This is a genomic window from Escherichia sp. WS3227_2 (assembly GCF_046486495.1).
Classification (GTDB): domain Bacteria; phylum Pseudomonadota; class Gammaproteobacteria; order Enterobacterales; family Enterobacteriaceae; genus Escherichia; species Escherichia coli.
On sequence record NZ_JBJQLG010000003.1, the window covers coordinates 309,585 to 329,572 of the forward strand.

A 19,988-nucleotide genomic window follows, 5' to 3' on the forward strand; every position below is an offset into this window, starting at 1 on the left:
AAATTGACCTACCTCAATAGCGGTAGAAAAACGCACCACTGCCTGACAGGCCAGTTAAAAAAATGCTATAAAATTCAGCTTAATTTTTAACGGCAAGAGAGACAAAACAGCGAGCATGACACGACAAAAAGCAACGCTCATAGGGCTAATAGCGATCGTCCTGTGGAGCACGATGGTAGGATTGATTCGCGGTGTCAGTGAGGGGCTCGGCCCGGTCGGCGGCGCAGCTGCTATCTATTCATTAAGCGGGCTGCTGTTAATCTTCACGGTTGGATTTCCGCGTATTCGGCAGATCCCGAAAGGCTATTTACTCGCCGGGTGTCTGTTATTCGTCAGCTATGAAATCTGTCTGGCGCTTTCCTTAGGATATGCGGCGACCCGTCATCAGGCGATTGAAGTGGGTATGGTGAACTATCTGTGGCCCAGCCTGACAATTCTCTTTGCCATTCTGTTTAATGGTCAGAAAACCAACTGGCTGATTGTACCAGGATTATTATTAGCCCTGGTTGGCGTCTGCTGGGTGTTAGGTGGTGACAATGGGTTACATTATGATGAAATCATCAATAATATCACCACCAGCCCATTGAGTTATTTCCTGGCGTTTATTGGTGCGTTTATCTGGGCAGCCTATTGCACAGTAACGAATAAATACGCACGCGGATTTAACGGAATTACCGTTTTTGTCCTGCTAACGGGAGCAAGTCTGTGGGTTTACTATTTTCTCACGCCACAACCAGAAATGGTATTTAGCACGCCAGTCATGATTAAACTCATCTCTGCGGCATTTACCTTAGGATTTGCTTATGCTGCATGGAACGTCGGTATATTACATGGCAACGTCACCATTATGGCGGTAGGTTCGTATTTTACGCCCGTCCTTTCCTCAGCGCTTGCAGCCGTGCTGCTCAGCGCCCCGCTGTCGTTCTCGTTCTGGCAAGGCGCGCTAATGGTCTGCGGCGGTTCCCTGCTCTGCTGGCTGGCGACACGTCGTGGCTAAAATAATTGTCGGGTCTACGGCCCGGCAGTTAATCAGATAAATTCCGACAATATAAAAAATAAATTTCAAATACCAGTAGTTCACCTTATATTTCATTTCGACTTCGATCACATATCGATAAATAATATTATTTCATCTATTTTTCTCATTGTGTTTAATCACCATTCCATTTTAAAAACAGTATGTCATTTATAAATGACGTCGTTTAAAATTCGTTTAGAAAATACGTTTAACGATAATTAAAAGGATTCTGTTAAATGAAATTAAAAATAGTTGCGGTGGTTGTAACTGGTTTGTTAGCTGCGAACGTAGCACACGCTGCCGAAGTCTATAACAAGGATGGTAATAAACTCGACCTTTATGGCAAGGTTACCGCTCTACGTTATTTTACTGATGATAAGCGTGACGATGGTGATAAAACTTATGCCCGTCTCGGCTTTAAAGGAGAAACGCAAATCAATGATCAAATGATTGGTTTTGGTCACTGGGAATATGATTTTAAAGGCTATAACGATGAAGCCAACGGCTCGCGCGGTAACAAGACCCGTCTGGCCTATGCAGGTTTAAAAATTAGTGAATTTGGCTCTCTGGACTATGGTCGTAACTACGGTGTCGGCTATGACATTGGTTCATGGACCGATATGTTGCCAGAATTTGGTGGCGATACCTGGAGTCAGAAAGATGTCTTCATGACATACCGTACTACCGGTGTGGCAACCTATCGCAACTACGATTTCTTCGGCTTAATTGAAGGTCTGAACTTTGCCGCGCAATATCAAGGCAAAAATGAACGCACTGACAATGGTCATCTTTATGGTGCTGACTACACGCGTGCCAATGGTGACGGTTTCGGTATCTCCTCAACTTATGTTTATGATGGCTTTGGTATCGGTGCGGTGTATACCAAATCCGATCGGACAAATGCGCAGGAAAGAGCCGCTGCTAATCCTCTCAATGCCTCCGGTAAGAATGCAGAACTGTGGGCTACAGGTATAAAATATGATGCCAACAACATCTACTTTGCAGCTAATTACGCTGAAACATTAAACATGACCACCTATGGCGATGGTTATATCTCTAACAAAGCACAAAGTTTTGAAGTAGTGGCACAATATCAATTCGACTTCGGCTTGCGCCCATCACTCGCTTACCTGAAATCAAAAGGCAGAGATTTGGGCCGCTACGGCGACCAGGACATGATTGAGTATATCGACGTTGGTGCGACGTATTTCTTCAACAAAAATATGTCGACCTATGTTGATTATAAAATCAACCTGATTGATGAAAGCGACTTTACCCGTGCCGTAGATATTCGCACCGATAACATCGTCGCAACGGGCATTACCTATCAGTTCTAACATCCTCTCCTGACCAGCCCTTCTCTGGGCTGGTTTTTGATTTAAGTGCTGCTGTATGACTCCTTAAGTAAAAATGAGCAATTTTTGATATTTCTGGTCATTCACCTCAATTAATATTCTTCCATACCCTCCGGGGACATCTTACTATAATATTTATTGATGAGTGATTATGACCAATATTAATACAGCTTGTGTAAAAAATAATGCCAGTTATCAATTAAATAACGCATTACCTAACAAAGAAACCATCTCCAGCAATTTTTGTGAACGACTGGCACAATGGGGTAATAAGTCGCTTAATAATGGTGAAGAAAGAGCAATTGCCGTAGAGCGAATTAAAGAAGCTTACAATTCGAACATGGCATCTCTTGATTTGTCATATCTTGATTTGAGTGAGTTACCGCCTATCCCCTCGACAGTTAACACGTTAAATCTGGAAAACAATTGTCTCACTTGTCTTGACTTTACTGACAATGCCAGCCTCGTCAATATCAACCTCAGCTTTAATAAAATTAAAACGATAACCTTTCCAAATGAATCAAAACTGGAAAATATTTATATTGATCACAACAATCTGGAAAATTTGGATTTAAAAAATCAGCATTCATTGGTCAATCTGGAAGCGCAAAATAACAAACTGACAAAAATTAATATTTCTGATAGTTATAAACTGAAATTTCTTAACCTTGATTATAACAAGCTAGCATCGCTGGATCTCTCCCGGCAAGAATCTCTGATTGAGTTAAGTGCCCATCACAATATGATCAATGACCTAATATTACACAATCACCCCATAGTGGAGAAAATCACTTTAAACGACAACCATATTGCACATTTAAACGCGAAAACCACTACAAAACTAGAATATTTAAACTTAAGCAATAACAATTTATTGCCAACAGATGACATTGATCAATTAATATCATCAAAACATCTTTGGCATGTATTAGTTAACGGCATCAACAATGATCCACTTGCCCAAATGCAGTACTGGACTGCAGTAAGAAATATAATTGATGACACTAATGAAGTGACCATTGATTTATCTTATAACCTGGCAATCACAAATATCGATACCAGTGATGAACATCTTGTAGAAGTAAGCGAGAATTCCGAAGGAAATCATATAAAAGACAATGACTCAATGTCTATTCGTTATAGATCAAAATATTATTCCAGAGAGTACGCCTTAATAGAAGAAGAAACAATATTTTCTGACGCAGAACTAAAAGCCATTCTGCCTATGCATCGCATGTACGGGGTTGGTGACTATAAGTCAAATTCCTCTTCTCTACCCTCACACTCGGGGCTAAAGGACCCAACGGGTACACCCGTCTGTTATTATATTCATAATGAGGATAAACCTTCCTTAGGTTTTGGTCCAACATCCAATAATTGGTTAAGCCAATCCTTTACAACAGAGTTATAAAACACATCCTGATTTATCAAGGGTAATAAATCATTAAAATAAAGCATTACTACGGAGCAGTTATGAAATTCCCTTCAATATTTAATAAAATAAATCCACAATCCATACAGCAACATCCAGAAAAAAATGAACTTAACTGGATGCGCGAATTAAATAAATGGAAAGCAGAACGCATACTTACAGGTGAAATCCATCGTCCGGAATGCCGAAACGAAGCCGCTAAAAGGATAAATTGTGCTTTTTTGTCGAAACAGAATGATATTGATTTATCAGGGCTTAATTTAACTACCCAACCACCAGGACTGCAAAACTTCACCTCTATCAATCTTGATGAGAACCAACTCAAACATTTTGATGCAACCACCTACGATAGACTCATCAACCTTAGTCTGAATAGTAATGCTCTTGAGTCAATAAATTTTCCTCAAGGTAGAAATGTAAGCATTACACATATATCTATGAATAATAATTCTCTCAGAAATATTGATATAGATAGGCTTTCATCAATTACTTATTTTAGTGCGACACATAATCAACTAGAGTTTGTGCAATTAGAATGTTGCGAAAGGTTGCAGTACCTGAATCTCAGCCACAATCAATTAACTGATATTGTTGCAGGGAATAAAGATGAACTCTTACTTCTGGATCTATCCCATAATAAACTAACAAGTTTACATAACACCTTATTTCCCAACTTGAATACGTTACTTATCAACAACAACTTGCTTTCTGAAATTAAAATATTCTTTAGCAACTTCTGCAATGTTCAGACATTAAACGCTGCGAACAATCAGTTGGAAAAAATAAACCTTCATTTCCTGACTTATCTTTCATCTATCAAAAGTTTAAGGCTGGACAATAATAAAATAACCCGCATTGACACTAAGAATACGTCCGATATTGGAACTTTATTCCCCATAATAAAACAGAGCAAAAACTTAAATTTTTTAAATGTTTCTGGGAAGAACAATTGCCCTACTATCCAGCTCATGTTATTTAATTTATTTTCCCCAGCACTTAAGCTTAATACTGGCCTGGCAATTCTTTCGCCTGGTGCATTTGAAGTTCACTCTGACGGAGTAGATGTGGATAACGAATTGTTTCACTATACTATTAAAGAAGCATATACCCCATATAATATACACACTTATAAAACAGAAGAAGTTGTAAATCAGATGAATATAAAAATTAAAAATATGACATTAGATGAAATAAACAATACTTACTGTAATAACGATTATTACAATGAGGCGATAAGAGAGGAACCGATAGACTTTCTGGACAGATCGTTTTCCTCCAGCTCATGGCCTTTTCAGTGAATAAATCATCACTAATTCTATAAGTGTCTGGTCTTGTTAAAAATATAAACCCTTTGGATTCATCATCTGAAGGGTTGGATCATGACATGCATACATAGCTTAACATCCGTTTAATGGTTAGCTTGTTAGTTACATTTAGTAACACATATCTGTCTGTTTAATCCCCATTCTGCCCCCGCGGTTACGCTTTCTTATCTATTCTTTCAATCAGCACTTCACCTAATTCATCCTTAATTCTAATAACTGGCTATTGCGCCTTACCTCCTGTTTTGTCTTTTTTTCATTACCAATGTGTACATGTGAGGAACAATATGGCACTGCAAAATGAGAAAACTAGTCGTTATCTTTTGCGCGACTGGAAACCAGAAAATCCGGCCTTCTGGGAAAATAAAGGAAAACATATTGCTCGAAGAAACCTCTGGATATCAGTCAGTTGTCTACTTCTTGCCTTCTGTGTCTGGATGCTATTTAGCGCAGTTACTGTTAATCTCAATAAAATCGGTTTTAATTTCACTACCGATCAACTCTTTTTATTAACCGCATTACCCTCCGTTTCTGGCGCATTATTACGTGTCCCCTACTCCTTTATGGTGCCTATATTTGGTGGACGCCGATGGACGGTTTTTAGTACTGCAATCCTGATTATTCCTTGCGTCTGGCTCGGAATTGCCGTGCAGAATCCGAATACTCCTTTTGGGATATTTATCGTTATCGCTTTGCTATGCGGTTTTGCAGGTGCGAACTTTGCTTCGAGCATGGGCAATATCAGTTTCTTCTTCCCAAAAGCCAAACAAGGGAGCGCACTTGGGATTAATGGCGGATTAGGAAACTTAGGTGTAAGTGTGATGCAGCTGGTTGCACCGCTGGTCATTTTTGTACCCGTATTTGCCTTTCTCGGCGTCAATGGCGTACCGCAGGCCGACGGTTCGGTGATGTCGCTGGCGAATGCCGCATGGATTTGGGTGCCATTACTGGCGATTGCCACGATAGCCGCCTGGTCAGGGATGAATGATATCGCCAGTTCACGCGCGTCAATTGCCGACCAGCTGCCAGTGTTACAACGCCTGCATCTCTGGCTGCTGAGCCTGCTTTACCTTGCCACCTTCGGTTCGTTTATCGGTTTTTCTGCGGGTTTTGCCATGCTGGCGAAAACTCAGTTCCCTGATGTGAATATTCTGCGCCTGGCGTTCTTTGGCCCATTTATTGGTGCCATCGCGCGGTCGGTTGGTGGTGCTATTTCCGATAAATTCGGCGGCGTGCGGGTGACGTTGATCAACTTCATTTTTATGGCGATTTTCAGCGCCCTGCTGTTCCTTACCTTACCGGGCACAGGCTCCGGTAATTTCATCGCATTTTACGCCGTATTTATGGGGTTGTTTCTGACCGCAGGTCTGGGAAGTGGTTCTACTTTCCAGATGATCGCCGTCATCTTTCGCCAGATAACCATTTATCGGGTGAAGATGAAAGGCGGTAGTGATGAGCAAGCTCAGAGAGAAGCCGTCACCGAAACGGCGGCGGCTCTGGGCTTTATCTCAGCCATTGGCGCAGTGGGCGGCTTTTTCATTCCGCAGGCGTTTGGCATGTCGCTCAATATGACCGGCTCTCCGGTAGGCGCGATGAAAGTGTTTTTAATCTTCTACATCGTTTGTGTGCTGCTGACCTGGCTGGTTTATGGTCGGCGGAAGTTCAGCCAAAAATAAGAGATCGATGCCTGACACGTCTTATCAGGCTACAACCGTGTCGCACCCGACAAGGCATCAGATCCCAATTCATTCCTGGAGCAGGAGTTATGTCATGAGTAAACTTTTGGATCGCTTTCGCTACTTCAAACAAAAGGGCGAAACCTTTGCCGATGGTCACGGACAGGTGATGCATAGCAACCGCGACTGGGAGGACAGCTATCGCCAGCGTTGGCAGTTCGACAAAATCGTGCGTTCCACCCACGGTGTTAACTGTACAGGCTCCTGTAGCTGGAAAATCTACGTTAAAAATGGTCTGGTGACCTGGGAAATCCAACAGACCGACTACCCGCGCACTCGCCCTGACCTGCCCAATCATGAACCTCGCGGCTGCCCGCGCGGCGCAAGTTACTCCTGGTATCTCTACAGCGCTAACCGCCTGAAATACCCTCTCATTCGTAAACGACTGATTGAACTGTGGCGCGAAGCCCTCAAGCAACACAGCGATCCGGTACTGGCGTGGGCATCGATTATGAACGATCCGCAAAAGTGCCTAAGCTACAAACAAGTACGTGGACGCGGCGGCTTTATCCGCTCCAACTGGCAGGAGCTAAACCAGCTGATTGCCGCTGCTAACGTCTGGACCATCAAAACTTACGGCCCGGATCGCGTTGCCGGTTTCTCGCCGATCCCGGCGATGTCGATGGTTTCTTACGCCGCCGGAACACGTTATCTGTCGCTGTTAGGTGGCACCTGTTTAAGTTTCTATGACTGGTATTGCGACCTGCCGCCTGCCTCGCCGATGACCTGGGGCGAGCAAACCGACGTACCGGAATCTGCCGACTGGTATAACTCCAGCTACATCATCGCCTGGGGGTCTAACGTACCGCAGACACGTACGCCGGACGCCCATTTCTTTACCGAAGTACGCTACAAAGGCACTAAAACCATCGCCATTACCCCTGACTACTCTGAAGTGGCCAAATTGTGCGACCAGTGGCTGGCACCAAAACAAGGCACTGATAGCGCCCTGGCGATGGCAATGGGCCATGTGATTTTAAAAGAGTTTCATCTCGATAATCCCAGCGACTACTTTATCAACTACTGCCGCCGCTACAGCGACATGCCGATGCTGGTAATGCTGGAACCTCGCGACGATGGCAGCTACGTACCCGGGCGCATGATCCGCGCGTCTGACCTGGTAGATGGACTGGGCGAAAGCAACAATCCGCAGTGGAAAACCGTGGCGGTTAATACCGCAGGTGAACTGGTGGTGCCGAACGGTTCGATTGGTTTTCGCTGGGGAGAAAAAGGCAAATGGAATCTGGAATCTATTGCCGCCGGTACGGAAACCGAATTGTCATTAACCCTGCTTGGTCAACATGACGCCGTTGCAGGCGTGGCCTTCCCCTACTTTGGCGGCATTGAAAATCCGCATTTTCGTAGCGTAAAACATGATCCTGTCCTGGTGCGTCAATTACCCGTTAAAAACCTGACATTAGCCGATGGCAGCACCTGTCCGGTGGTTAGCGTTTATGATTTGGTACTGGCGAATTACGGCCTCGATCGCGGGCTGGAAGATGAAAACAGCGCGAAAGATTACGCTGAAATCAAACCGTACACCCCAGCCTGGGGTGAGCAAATTACCGGTGTGCCGCGCCAGTATATTGAAACCATCGCTCGTGAATTTGCCGATACTGCCCATAAAACGCATGGGCGCTCGATGATTATCCTCGGCGCAGGTGTTAACCACTGGTACCACATGGACATGAACTACCGGGGAATGATCAATATGCTGATCTTCTGCGGTTGTGTCGGGCAAAGCGGTGGCGGATGGGCACACTATGTCGGTCAGGAAAAACTGCGCCCACAAACCGGCTGGTTGCCGCTGGCCTTTGCGCTCGACTGGAACCGCCCACCGCGCCAGATGAACAGCACCTCGTTTTTCTACAATCATTCCAGCCAATGGCGCTATGAAAAAGTCTCTGCTCAGGAGTTACTTTCACCGCTCGCCGATGCCAGTAAGTACAGCGGTCATCTGATTGATTTCAACGTTCGTGCCGAACGTATGGGCTGGCTACCTTCTGCGCCGCAGCTGGGGCGTAACCCGCTCGGGATTAAAGCTGAAGCCGACAAGGCCGGATTATCCCCCACAGAATTTACCGCCCAGGCGCTGAAATCGGGCGATTTACGCATGGCCTGCGAACAACCAGATAGCGGCAGCAATCATCCGCGTAATTTGTTTGTCTGGCGTTCTAACCTGCTTGGCTCCTCCGGCAAAGGCCACGAGTATATGCAGAAGTATCTGCTGGGAACCGAAAGTGGGATTCAGGGTCAGGAACTCGGTGCCAGCGACGGGATCAAACCAGAAGAAGTCGAGTGGCAAACTGCGGCGATTGAAGGCAAGCTCGACCTGCTGGTGACGCTCGACTTCCGTATGTCCAGTACCTGCCTGTTCTCCGATATCGTTCTGCCCACCGCCACCTGGTACGAAAAAGACGATATGAACACCTCGGATATGCATCCGTTTATTCATCCGCTTTCTGCGGCGGTCGATCCGGCGTGGGAATCACGCAGCGACTGGGAAATCTACAAAGGTATCGCCAAAGCCTTTTCGCAAGTGTGCGTGGGCCATCTTGGCAAAGAAACCGACGTGGTATTACAACCACTGCTGCATGACTCTCCGGCAGAACTCTCACAGCCGTGTGAAGTGCTCGACTGGCGCAAAGGCGAATGCGATCTGATTCCAGGTAAAACTGCGCCCAATATTGTGGCGGTGGAACGCGACTACCCTGCTACCTATGAACGCTTTACCTCGCTCGGGCCATTGATGGACAAACTTGGCAACGGCGGTAAAGGGATTTCGTGGAATACCCAGGATGAAATCGATTTCCTCGGCAAACTCAACTACACCAAGCGTGAAGGCCCGGCACAGGGGCGTCCGCTGATTGACACCGCCATTGACGCATCAGAAGTGATTCTGGCGCTGGCACCGGAAACCAACGGTCATGTTGCAGTCAAAGCGTGGCAGGCACTGGGCGAGATCACCGGACGCGAACATACCCATCTGGCGCTGCACAAAGAGGACGAGAAGATTCGCTTTCGCGATATTCAGGCGCAGCCACGTAAAATTATCTCCAGCCCCACATGGTCCGGTCTGGAAAGCGATCACGTTTCCTATAACGCGGGATACACCAACGTTCATGAGTTAATTCCGTGGCGCACGCTGTCGGGACGCCAGCAACTCTATCAGGATCATCCGTGGATGCGTGCTTTTGGTGAAAGCCTGGTGGCTTATCGCCCGCCTATCGACACCCGTAGCGTCAGTGAAATGCGCCAGATACCGCCAAACGGCTTCCCGGAAAAAGCACTTAACTTCCTGACGCCGCACCAGAAATGGGGCATTCACTCAACCTACAGTGAAAACCTGCTAATGCTGACGCTCTCTCGCGGTGGACCAATTGTCTGGATCAGCGAAACCGATGCCCGTGAACTGACCATTGTCGATAACGACTGGGTGGAAGTGTTTAACGCCAACGGCGCGCTGACTGCCCGCGCGGTGGTCAGCCAACGTGTACCGCCGGGTATGACCATGATGTATCACGCTCAGGAACGCATTATGAATATCCCGGGCTCGGAAGTGACCGGAATACGCGGCGGCATTCATAACTCGGTCACCCGCGTTTGTCCGAAACCAACGCATATGATTGGCGGTTACGCGCAGCTGGCCTGGGGCTTTAATTACTACGGCACCGTCGGCTCGAACCGTGACGAATTCATCATGATCCGCAAGATGAAGAACGTTAACTGGCTGGATGATGAAGGTCGCGATCAAGTACAGGAGGCGAAAAAATGAAAATACGTTCGCAAGTCGGCATGGTGCTTAACCTCGATAAATGTATCGGCTGCCATACCTGTTCGGTGACCTGTAAAAACGTCTGGACCGGACGCGAAGGCATGGAGTACGCATGGTTTAACAACGTCGAAACCAAACCGGGCATTGGTTATCCGAAAAACTGGGAAGATCAGGAAGAGTGGCAAGGCGGCTGGGTGCGTGATGTGAATGGCAAGATCCGCCCGCGTCTGGGCAGCAAGATGGGCGTAATAACCAAAATCTTCGCCAACCCGGTGGTGCCGCAGATTGATGATTACTACGAACCTTTCACCTTCGACTACGAACATTTGCATAGCGCACCGGAAGGCAAACATATCCCTACTGCTCGCCCGCGTTCACTGATTGACGGCAAACGGATGGACAAAGTGATCTGGGGGCCAAACTGGGAAGAATTGTTGGGCGGCGAATTCGAAAAACGCGCCCGTGACCGCAACTTCGAGGCCATGCAAAAGGAGATGTACGGGCAGTTTGAAAACACCTTCATGATGTACCTGCCGCGCCTGTGCGAACACTGCCTCAATCCCAGTTGCGTGGCAACCTGCCCAAGCGGCGCTATCTACAAACGCGAAGAAGACGGCATTGTGCTGATCGATCAGGATAAATGCCGTGGCTGGCGTTTGTGCATTAGCGGTTGTCCGTACAAAAAAATCTACTTCAACTGGAAAAGCGGCAAGTCAGAAAAATGTATCTTCTGTTACCCACGAATTGAGTCAGGCCAACCCACCGTGTGCTCAGAAACCTGCGTGGGTCGCATCCGGTATCTGGGCGTGCTGCTTTACGACGCTGACCGCATCGAGGAAGCGGCGAGCACCGAGCGTGAAGTTGACCTCTATGAACGCCAGTGCGAAGTATTCCTCGATCCACACGATCCCTCAGTGATCGAGGAAGCCCTGAAACAAGGTATTCCACAAAATGTGATTGACGCTGCCCAGCGTTCGCCTGTCTACAAAATGGCGATGGACTGGAAACTGGCGCTACCGTTGCACCCTGAATACCGCACCCTGCCGATGGTCTGGTACGTTCCTCCGCTGTCACCGATTCAGTCCTACGCAGATGCGGGCGGTTTGCCGAAAAGCGAAGGCGTGCTGCCCGCCATCGAAAGCCTGCGTATTCCGGTGCAATATCTCGCCAATATGTTGAGTGCCGGCGATACCGGTCCGGTACTGCGGGCGCTGAAACGGATGATGGCGATGCGCCACTATATGCGTTCACAAACCGTGGAAGGCGTTACTGATACTCGTGCCATCGACGAAGTAGGCCTGAGCGTCGCCCAGGTCGAAGAGATGTATCGCTACCTCGCCATTGCCAACTATGAAGACCGTTTTGTCATTCCAACCAGTCATCGGGAAATGGCGGGCGATGCCTTCGCAGAACGCAATGGCTGCGGTTTTACCTTTGGCGACGGTTGCCACGGCTCGGACAGCAAATTCAACCTGTTCAACAGTAGCCGTATCGATGCCATCAACATCACCGAAGTGCGCGACAAAGCGGAGGGCGAATAATGCAGATCCTCAAAGTGATCGGCCTGTTGATGGAGTATCCGGACGAGCTGCTATGGGAATGTAAGGAGGACGCGCTGGCGTTGATCCGCCGCGACGCACCGATGCTTACGGATTTTACCCGTAACCTGCTTAACGCGCCGCTGCTGGATAAACAGGCCGAATGGTGCGAAGTGTTTGACCGTGGACGTACCACATCGCTGCTGCTATTCGAACATGTTCATGCCGAGTCCCGCGATCGCGGCCAGGCAATGGTGGACCTGCTGGCGGAGTATGAAAAGGTCGGCCTGCAGTTGGATTGTCGAGAACTGCCCGATTATCTGCCGCTGTATCTGGAGTACTTAAGCGTACTGCCGGACGATCAGGCGAAAGAAGGCTTGCTCAACGTTGCGCCGATCCTCGCCCTGCTTGGCGGACGCTTAAAACAACGCGAGGCTCCGTGGTATTCGTTGTTTGACGCCCTGCTGCATCTGGCGGGAAGTACACTTTCAAGTGACAGTGTCACAAAACAAGTAAACAACGAGGAGCGCGATGACACCCGCCAGGCACTGGATGCGGTGTGGGAAGAGGAACAGGTGAAGTTTATTGAAGATAACGCCACGGCGTGTGACAGCTCGCCGCTTAATCAATATCAGCGACGCTTTAGCCAGGATGTCGCGCCGCAGTATGTCGACATCAGTGCGGGAGGTGGGAAATGATTCAGTATCTGAACGTCTTTTTTTATGATATCTACCCGTACATTTGTGCGACAGTGTTTTTCCTCGGCAGCTGGCTGCGCTACGACTACGGGCAGTATACCTGGCGCGCCTCCTCGAGTCAGATGCTCGATAAACGCGGGATGGTGATATGGTCGAATCTGTTCCATATCGGTATTTTGGGGATTTTCTTCGGGCACCTGTTCGGCATGTTAACGCCGCACTGGATGTACGCGTGGTTTCTGCCGGTGGCGGTAAAACAGCAGATGGCGATGGTGCTCGGTGGTATTTGCGGTGTATTGACGTTGATTGGCGGCGCAGGACTGCTGTGGCGCAGGCTGACTAATCAGCGTGTGCGTGCAACTTCCACTACGCCGGATATTATCATCATGAGCATTTTGCTGATCCAGTGTCTGCTGGGGCTAAGTACCATACCGTTTTCAGCACAGTATCCTGATGGTAGCGAAATGATGAAGCTGGTGGGTTGGGCGCAAAGCATTGTCACTTTCCGTGGTGGATCGTCAGAAATGCTTAACGGCGTAGCGTTCGTTTTCCGCCTGCATCTGGTATTGGGAATGACCATCTTCCTGCTCTTCCCGTTCACCCGACTGGTGCATGTGTGGAGCGCGCCGTTTGAGTACTTTACTCGTCGGTATCAGATTGTGCGTTCGCGGCGATAATTTTCACCCTGGCCGGATAGCCCTTCGCTCTCCGGCCACTTGCAGGCTATGATAGTTCTCCAGCCACAGGAGAACGTTAATGAAACCGCAGGTGTACCACGTCGATGCTTTTACCTCACAACCGTTTCGCGGCAATTCTGCCGGTGTTGTTTTCCCCGCCGATAATCTCAGTGAAGCGCAAATGCAGCTTATCGCCCGCGAATTAGGTCATTCCGAAACTGCTTTTCTGCTGCACAGCGACGACAGCGATGTACGCATCCGCTACTTTACGCCAACGGTTGAAGTGCCGATTTGCGGTCACGCGACAGTAGCTGCGCACTATGTCCGTGCGAAGGTGCTAGGTTTAGGAAATTGCACGATCTGGCAAACGTCACTGGCAGGAAAACATCGCGTGACTATCGAAAATCACAATGATGATTATCGTATTTCACTGGAACAAGGTCCGCCGGGCTTTGAGCCACCGCTGGAAGGTGAAGCTCGCACGGCAATTATCAACGCGCTTCATCTCACTGAAGACGATATTCTGCCAGGCTTGCCAATTCAGGTGGCAACCACAGGACACTCAAAAGTGATGATCCCACTGAAACCAGAAGTGGATATCGACGCCCTTTCGCCTGATCTTGCTGCGCTGACCGCTATCAGCAAACAGATTGGCTGCAATGGTTTCTTCCCGTTCCAGATCCGCCCAGGCAAAAACGAAACCGATGGTCGTATGTTCTCGCCTGCCATTGGTATTGTGGAAGATCCGGTGACTGGCAATGCCAATGGCCCGATGGGTGCATGGTTGGTACATCACAACGTATTGCCCCACGATGGCAACGTGTTGCGTGTTAAAGGCCATCAGGGGCGCGCATTGGGGCGTGACGGCGTGATTGAAGTGACGGTGATAATTCGCAATAACCAACCGGAGAAAGTCACCATTTCTGGCACAGCGGTGATTTTGTTTCATGCCGAATGGGCAATTGAATTCTGAAACCGTTGCCTGATGCGCTTCGCTTATCAGGTCTATGTATGCCGGATAAGGCGTTTACGCCGCATCCGGCAACCTGACATAAATTATTTTCCCGCCTCCGGGTGCGTATCAAACGCCGCCATCACCATCGCTAACTCATCCACAGTAAAGCCATGTTTCGCATCATCTACGCCCAGACCAAACTGTTCCTGCATCACGGTATATAACGACGCCACATCTGGTAGATTTCGCTGCTCCACCGCGTGCCCATTTTCATAATGGGTAAAATGAAAATTGGTCAGCGTTAGCTTGCCACCGTCCGGCAAATGGCGGCACATCAGCAAATGATGGCGAAAATGCGACTGCGGCCAGTGCGCAGACCAGAAATTGCCCATTACATAATCGCTTTGTTGCTGCTCGCAGAGATCAAAACGGTACATCGACTGCCAGTGCTGATGATGATTAAACTGCAACACCCAATCATCACCCTCCTGTAACAACCGATACTCTCCGTGTGGCGTGATCTGCACGAGATCGGGAACTAAACGAATCGGCGCGGTTAGCGTCTGTCCACCGAAACCGACATCAGCAATCCATTTTTCCCCTTCCAGTTCCACCAACAACAAACGATGGGTGCGCGGCGGTAATGCTGGCGGATTTGATAACACTACGCGCCCTAACAAGCTGCGAACGTTAAACCCCAGCTCGCGTAACACCCGCTCAAACACGCCATTCTGCTCAAAACAGTAACCGCCACGACGGGCTGTCACCAGTTTCTCTTCCAGCGATTGATCATCAAGCTGTATTTCCCTTGGCAGCAAAACGTCGAGGTTTTCAAATGGAATGGTGCAATTGTGTTTCAGGTGCAATGCACGCAGCGTATCAACATTGACCGCAGCAGCTCCCGACCAGTTAATACGGGCAAAATAATGATTCAGAATGGGCGTCATCAGGCGTTTCCCTTAGTGGTTTTCTCAACTTATAACCTGGAATAGACGCCGCACCGGCTATTTTGTGCGATCGCGGACATGCATCACGTTCGCAAATCGCCAATCCCGTTAATTTCGTTACTTATAGCGTTACGAGCTACGCTTTTAAAACACCCTTCTTAGCGAGGCGATACCGTGAGCCGATTTATCCCCGTCGAATTACACCATGCCAGCCGTCTGTTAAATCATGGCCCAACTGTCTTGATCACCAGTTTCGATGAGCAATCCCAGCGGCGTAACATTATGGCAGCAGCCTGGTCAATGCCGGTGGAGTTTGAACCGCCACGCGTGGCGATTGTGGTAGATAAATCGACATGGACCAGGGAGTTGATTGAACGTAATGGTAAGTTTGGCATCGTTATCCCGGGTGTTGCAGCAACTAACTGGACGTGGGCGGTGGGAAGTGTGTCGGGGCGTGATGAAGATAAGTTTAATTGCTATGGTATTCCGGTTGTGAAAGGTCCGGTACTTGGTTTGCCTCTGGTCGAGGAAAAATGTCTGGCGTGGATGGAGTGCCGCTTGCTACCTGCGACTTCCGCGCAAGAAAAATACGACACGCTGTTTGGCGAGGTGGTATCAGCAGCGGCAGACGCACGGGTATTTGTCGAAGGCCGCTGGCAGTTTGATGATGATAAACTCAATACACTACATCACTTAGGTGCTGGCACGTTTGTTACCAGCGGCAAGCGAGTCACCGCGGGCTAAAGAATCATATGCAGCAACCAAGTTGCTTAAGCAATGTTTCAATATGAGTTAAAAGCATACTTTATTTACGATTGTATATTTTTAGTGAAGATTAATTTATCCTCACCAATATCATAGTAATTGCGTATTATAGCTTCATTGATAAAGCCCTGTTTTGTATAAAATGCGCGGGTGGCACTAAAATCGACATAGCTGGAGGTCTCTACTAAAAGTAGTCTTGCGTGATTGGGACAGGTCAAGAAAAAGCAGTTTTGCAGTTTTTTATTTCAGGGCACAGTTGCGAAAATTGAATACCGTATGGACTAATGTGAGAAAATTCCGAGGTATGACTGTTTTGATATAGTGGACAATCAAGCGTCTCGAATTAACAATGAATTTCAGGTGCCAAGCCTTACAATTTGTAGCATGACGGATATAGGACAACATTAGGAAATCGGACAGAAAATTCATTATAATAAAATGACAACTTATCTCTTTCTCTCACGTTCTGTGAAATTTCACAAAAGTATAAACTGAGCCAATATGCCTTTATATATAAAAAATACTCATGTTTATTATTATCGGAAAAAGCCAAGATTTTGTCAAGGCCATCAAAAATATCTTTATCATGATCTATATGTACTCTTGATGATTTCACAATACAGGGAAAGATTACGAAAGCCCGCTCCCCGCAAGGACTGACGCGAGATAGTTTCTGTCCATGGCTGCTTTTCGCATCTTACGTCTTAACCCTGCCTTGAATACCTTATCATTCGTCAAAATATTAATAGCGATGTGCCGTATCCCTGAAAATAATTCTGCGGCGTTTCCTCTTCTTATTTTGCAGTCGTCTTCATTCATTACCACGTCCAGACGCCAGTGCAGCTTATTCTCTACGTGCCAGTGATTTCGGATCGCTGTGGCGAACTTTTCTGCGGTTAAATCAGCAGAACTGATATAATATCTGACCGTCATTTCTGGCTCTTTCTTTTGTTCTGCTATTATTGACCGAAAAGAGACTGCCACGCATAATTTCTTCAGTCCTTTCCATTCAAACGTGAAATCAATAAGTTCATCAGGGACATCGCAAACAATATGAAGACGGATTTCTTCTCTGCCGTGACTCTTTTCACTTATTTCGTAACTGTCATGCTCTGGATTATTTAATTCTTTCAGCGGAAATTTTCCCTCAAAGGCTTTATTTAGTCGTCCCTGATTTCCTTTTACAGCGAATAAATAATCACCGCCCTGTTTTTGTATCTTCTCTGCAATATCTTTCTGGCAACCCATCGCATCAGTTGTGATGATTTTTCCTTTAATATCCAGCATCTTAAGAAGTTCAGGGATAGCTGTAATTTCATTGGATTTCTCATCCGTCCTGATCTGTCCGATGACCAGACTGTGCATTGTTGAGAACGCACTAATGACATGAATCGCTCCCTTGCGGCGACTCTTGTCATAAGAGTGCCGGAGTGTTTTTCCATCAATTGAGATGACGTCTTTATCATCTGAAGAATGACAATCACGCATCCAGTTAAAAAGCACTCGTGAAATTTTGCAGGACTGATACAGGATACAACTCTGGCGATGGTATCGTGAACAGGAATACCATTTTCAAAATCACCATATTGTTTTAAAAAATCGAGATGTGTTTCCCCAAAATCCTCTATACCTTCCCAACCTTCTGCACCCGAAATAACGGCACAAATAGTCAACAGTAGAATATCCGATAATTTATGTTCCACTTTCCAGGCTTGTCTGTAATCGGGGATAATAGAAATATGTTCCATCATTTTTTTAAGTTCCATTTTGTTCTCCTTAATTATGTAAGGAGTATTTGATCATGTATAAGCAATAAAAACAGCTTTAGGTAATGAGGAATATCTCAATTTTTAAACATAAAATGCGAATTATTTAGTACAGAAAGTGAACTTCTGATGATCTTTCCCTGCCCATTGGGTTCATTAAGATCAAGAATAATGGGAATATGCTCAAGAAGACTTTGAATGTTCACCAGACGTCCTTTTCTAATATATTTAATTATTTGGCGATTGAATTTTAATCAAATCAACAAGGTAAAACCAAGATTAAAGTTGTGATGATAATCACAACTTTAATGATCTTCCCCTGATTCCTCCAGTCCTTTTATTTGGTTACTCTAATGGTTTTATTAATTGTGAATTTTTAAATGTCATGCTTAATAAGCCATCAGAAAAATAAAGAAAAAATTTATATATCCTTTTGTTTTTTAATTTCTTTATATACCCATTACTTATATTACCTGACTTGTGATTATCGATTAACTCAGCAGAATCCATAGCGAACACTAAATCATCTACATCAGAAAATTCAACTATCATTTTTTCCCTAATGTTCTCATTTTTATAAATGTCAATAAATAACGTCATGTTAAAATGAGATTCTTTGAATGTCGTTTTTACTTCTAACAAAACCCCATCATGCCAGTCAATTGAACTCACAATGTCAAAATCGCTCATTATATAATCTCCATTATCCGTTTTAATCATGGAGTAACAACGTTTGCAGGTATTGACCACCAAAGAGGTGGTGCAAGTGAAGGTATAAATCGAATCACTCTATATATAACATACCCTGCGCCAATTGTAGCACCAGTTGCAAGAGCCGCATCAGTAGTTGATAGCCCGGAGGTTTTGCATGACAGATCTTTACTTGGTTCTGGCTCGAAACCATATTTTTTTGCACATTTCTTAATGCTATTTGGTGCTGATGAGTAATCCTCACCATGGGACATACCTCCAAATTCCCCCATTACACCACTCCCATTTTTACACTCCCAATGCAAATGTCTTCCGTCACCAACAGCATCGCCATCTATTCGGATTCGACAACCTTTACCACAGTCCTTCCATTTTCCTGAAGTATGAGCTAATCCCAATGGATCAATCCATTGCACAGGATTGTTCATAACATAACTGTACGGGTTTATTCCCCCCGCCAGCCCTATCGGGTCCTGGATGATATACCGCCCCTGCAACGGATCGTAGTACCGGTGACGGTTATAATACAGCCCCGACTCCTCATCGTGTTGCTGCCCTGGCAGACGGTACGGCTGGTGCAGGTGATGCGGGTTTTCCTCATTCAGCAGGTTGCCCCATTCATCATACTCCCCGCTCCACGCCGTATTGCCGTCTTCGCTGATGAGCGCCAGCGGCAGGCCCCGGTGGTCGCAGTGGTAAAGATGAACTTTTCGCGCCGGTGTGTATTCCGGCTCCACCTGTTTTTCCAGTTGCTCCACCGTCAGCCCGCACTGTGCCAGCCACTGGCGGCTTTCACTGCTCACGCGGTCTGCCCGGATTTCCCCCTCCAGCCTGTCCAGCATCCTCACAAGTTCTGCCGGGAACACCACACCGTGGCCGTCCTCGCTTCCTTCCTGCTGCAACTTCTCCGCCAGGCTCCGCCGCTGCGTTTTCTCCCGCTCGCCGTTGTCTGTTTCGATGCGGATGAGTGGTGTGAAGCTTCCCGGCTCGTATACCGTCTGGATCCGGCTCTGTTGTGTCTGTATCGTCGTCAGCCTGTCACCGTCCCAGCCGTACCACGTTACCTCCGGTTTACGCGACAGCGACATCCACCCCGTCAGGTCACGTACCCGCCGCCACACCCGTTTACCCGTCCGGCGGCCCAGCGGGTCGTAGAGGTAGCGGCTCTCCACCTGCGGCTCGCCATGCTGTATCCGCGTGTAGAACACCAGGCGGTGCTGGCTGTCGTAGTGGTGGGTCCGCTCGTCGTCCGTCCGTATCACACCCGCCGGGATGCGGTCCGTCTTCTCCGTC

Annotated in this window: 13 protein-coding genes and 2 pseudogenes; 11 read left to right on the forward strand and 4 right to left on the reverse strand. The window is 47.1% G+C overall.

Annotated features, from left to right (window positions below):
- The first annotated feature begins 115 nt into the window (after nucleotides 1–115).
- The 10 genes and pseudogenes from yddG (at nucleotide 116) to ACJHXB_RS06820 (ending at nucleotide 14,524) form a co-directional block, all read left to right on the forward strand.
- Nucleotides 116–997 (forward strand): aromatic amino acid efflux DMT transporter YddG, encoded by an 882-nt coding sequence (gene yddG, locus ACJHXB_RS06775; RefSeq protein WP_000198203.1) that lies wholly within the window; start codon nucleotides 116–118, stop codon nucleotides 995–997.
- Nucleotides 998–1,254: 257 nt separating this feature from the next.
- Entirely contained in the window at nucleotides 1,255–2,355 is a 1,101-nt protein-coding gene (gene ompC / locus ACJHXB_RS06780; protein ID WP_000768393.1) for a porin OmpC, read from the forward strand.
- Between the two features lie 760 nt (nucleotides 2,356–3,115).
- Nucleotides 3,116–3,403: pseudogene (locus ACJHXB_RS06785) on the forward strand (leucine Rich Repeat family protein); the annotation flags it as partial.
- A 443-nt stretch (nucleotides 3,404–3,846) separates the two neighbouring features.
- A complete protein-coding gene (locus tag ACJHXB_RS06790; RefSeq protein WP_000671708.1) occupies nucleotides 3,847–5,103 on the forward strand; it encodes a leucine-rich repeat domain-containing protein in 1,257 nt (418 codons plus the stop codon).
- A gap of 311 nt (nucleotides 5,104–5,414) precedes the next feature.
- Nucleotides 5,415–6,803, forward strand: coding sequence for a nitrate/nitrite transporter NarU (gene narU, locus ACJHXB_RS06795; RefSeq protein ID WP_001207933.1), 1,389 nt, complete (start codon nucleotides 5,415–5,417; stop codon nucleotides 6,801–6,803).
- A gap of 94 nt (nucleotides 6,804–6,897) precedes the next feature.
- Nucleotides 6,898–10,638, forward strand: a complete 3,741-nt coding sequence (gene narZ, locus ACJHXB_RS06800) for a nitrate reductase Z subunit alpha (protein WP_001468879.1) — start codon at nucleotides 6,898–6,900, stop codon at nucleotides 10,636–10,638.
- Complete coding sequence (narH, locus tag ACJHXB_RS06805; protein ID WP_000702551.1) at nucleotides 10,635–12,179, forward strand: nitrate reductase subunit beta; 1,545 nt, start codon at nucleotides 10,635–10,637, stop codon at nucleotides 12,177–12,179. Before narZ ends, narH begins: the two co-directional genes overlap by 4 nt.
- Complete coding sequence (gene narW / locus ACJHXB_RS06810) at nucleotides 12,179–12,874, forward strand: nitrate reductase molybdenum cofactor assembly chaperone (protein WP_001166369.1); 696 nt, start codon at nucleotides 12,179–12,181, stop codon at nucleotides 12,872–12,874. The genes narH and narW overlap by 1 nt, the downstream gene beginning before the upstream one ends.
- Nucleotides 12,871–13,551, forward strand: a complete 681-nt coding sequence (gene narI / locus ACJHXB_RS06815) for a respiratory nitrate reductase subunit gamma (protein ID WP_000617123.1) — start codon at nucleotides 12,871–12,873, stop codon at nucleotides 13,549–13,551. Before narW ends, narI begins: the two co-directional genes overlap by 4 nt.
- A gap of 79 nt (nucleotides 13,552–13,630) precedes the next feature.
- On the forward strand, nucleotides 13,631–14,524 hold the full coding sequence (locus tag ACJHXB_RS06820) for a PhzF family isomerase (protein ID WP_000804396.1): 894 nt from the start codon (nucleotides 13,631–13,633) through the stop codon (nucleotides 14,522–14,524).
- A gap of 83 nt (nucleotides 14,525–14,607) precedes the next feature.
- On the opposite strand, the gene nhoA is transcribed toward ACJHXB_RS06820, so the two are convergent.
- Nucleotides 14,608–15,453 carry an N-hydroxyarylamine O-acetyltransferase gene (gene nhoA, locus ACJHXB_RS06825; RefSeq protein ID WP_000187930.1) on the reverse strand — a complete coding sequence of 282 codons (846 nt, stop codon included), beginning with the start codon at nucleotides 15,451–15,453 and terminating at the stop codon, nucleotides 14,608–14,610.
- A gap of 174 nt (nucleotides 15,454–15,627) precedes the next feature.
- On the opposite strand from nhoA, the gene ACJHXB_RS06830 reads away from it, so the two are divergent.
- Nucleotides 15,628–16,197, forward strand: coding sequence for a flavin reductase family protein (locus tag ACJHXB_RS06830; protein ID WP_000085928.1), 570 nt, complete (start codon nucleotides 15,628–15,630; stop codon nucleotides 16,195–16,197).
- Between the two features lie 651 nt (nucleotides 16,198–16,848).
- On the opposite strand, the pseudogene ACJHXB_RS06835 reads toward ACJHXB_RS06830, so the two are convergent.
- From ACJHXB_RS06835 to ACJHXB_RS06845, 3 genes and pseudogenes are all read right to left on the reverse strand, one after another.
- Nucleotides 16,849–17,984: pseudogene (locus tag ACJHXB_RS06835) on the reverse strand (ISAs1 family transposase).
- Nucleotides 17,985–18,329: 345 nt separating this feature from the next.
- Complete coding sequence (locus tag ACJHXB_RS06840; protein WP_001279015.1) at nucleotides 18,330–18,674, reverse strand: hypothetical protein; 345 nt, start codon at nucleotides 18,672–18,674, stop codon at nucleotides 18,330–18,332.
- Between the two features lie 26 nt (nucleotides 18,675–18,700).
- Nucleotides 18,701–19,988 (reverse strand): RHS repeat-associated core domain-containing protein (locus ACJHXB_RS06845; RefSeq protein ID WP_227467362.1); only part of this gene is annotated, 1,288 nt, incomplete at its 5' end.

Excerpts from the sequence above, each read along its gene's own strand:
- ACJHXB_RS06790 (WP_000671708.1), top strand. The coding sequence starts at position 3,847 with ATGAAATTCCCTTCAATATTTAATAAAATAAATCCACAATCCATACAG.
- narZ (WP_001468879.1), top strand. The coding sequence starts at position 6,898 with ATGAGTAAACTTTTGGATCGCTTTCGCTACTTCAAACAAAAGGGCGAA.
- yddG (WP_000198203.1), top strand. The coding sequence starts at position 116 with ATGACACGACAAAAAGCAACGCTCATAGGGCTAATAGCGATCGTCCTG.
- narH (WP_000702551.1), top strand. The coding sequence starts at position 10,635 with ATGAAAATACGTTCGCAAGTCGGCATGGTGCTTAACCTCGATAAATGT.
- narU (WP_001207933.1), top strand. The coding sequence starts at position 5,415 with ATGGCACTGCAAAATGAGAAAACTAGTCGTTATCTTTTGCGCGACTGG.
- narW (WP_001166369.1), top strand. The coding sequence starts at position 12,179 with ATGCAGATCCTCAAAGTGATCGGCCTGTTGATGGAGTATCCGGACGAG.
- ompC (WP_000768393.1), top strand. The coding sequence starts at position 1,255 with ATGAAATTAAAAATAGTTGCGGTGGTTGTAACTGGTTTGTTAGCTGCG.
- ACJHXB_RS06840 (WP_001279015.1), bottom strand. The coding sequence starts at position 18,674 with ATGAGCGATTTTGACATTGTGAGTTCAATTGACTGGCATGATGGGGTT.
- nhoA (WP_000187930.1), bottom strand. The coding sequence starts at position 15,453 with ATGACGCCCATTCTGAATCATTATTTTGCCCGTATTAACTGGTCGGGA.
- ACJHXB_RS06820 (WP_000804396.1), top strand. The coding sequence starts at position 13,631 with ATGAAACCGCAGGTGTACCACGTCGATGCTTTTACCTCACAACCGTTT.
- narI (WP_000617123.1), top strand. The coding sequence starts at position 12,871 with ATGATTCAGTATCTGAACGTCTTTTTTTATGATATCTACCCGTACATT.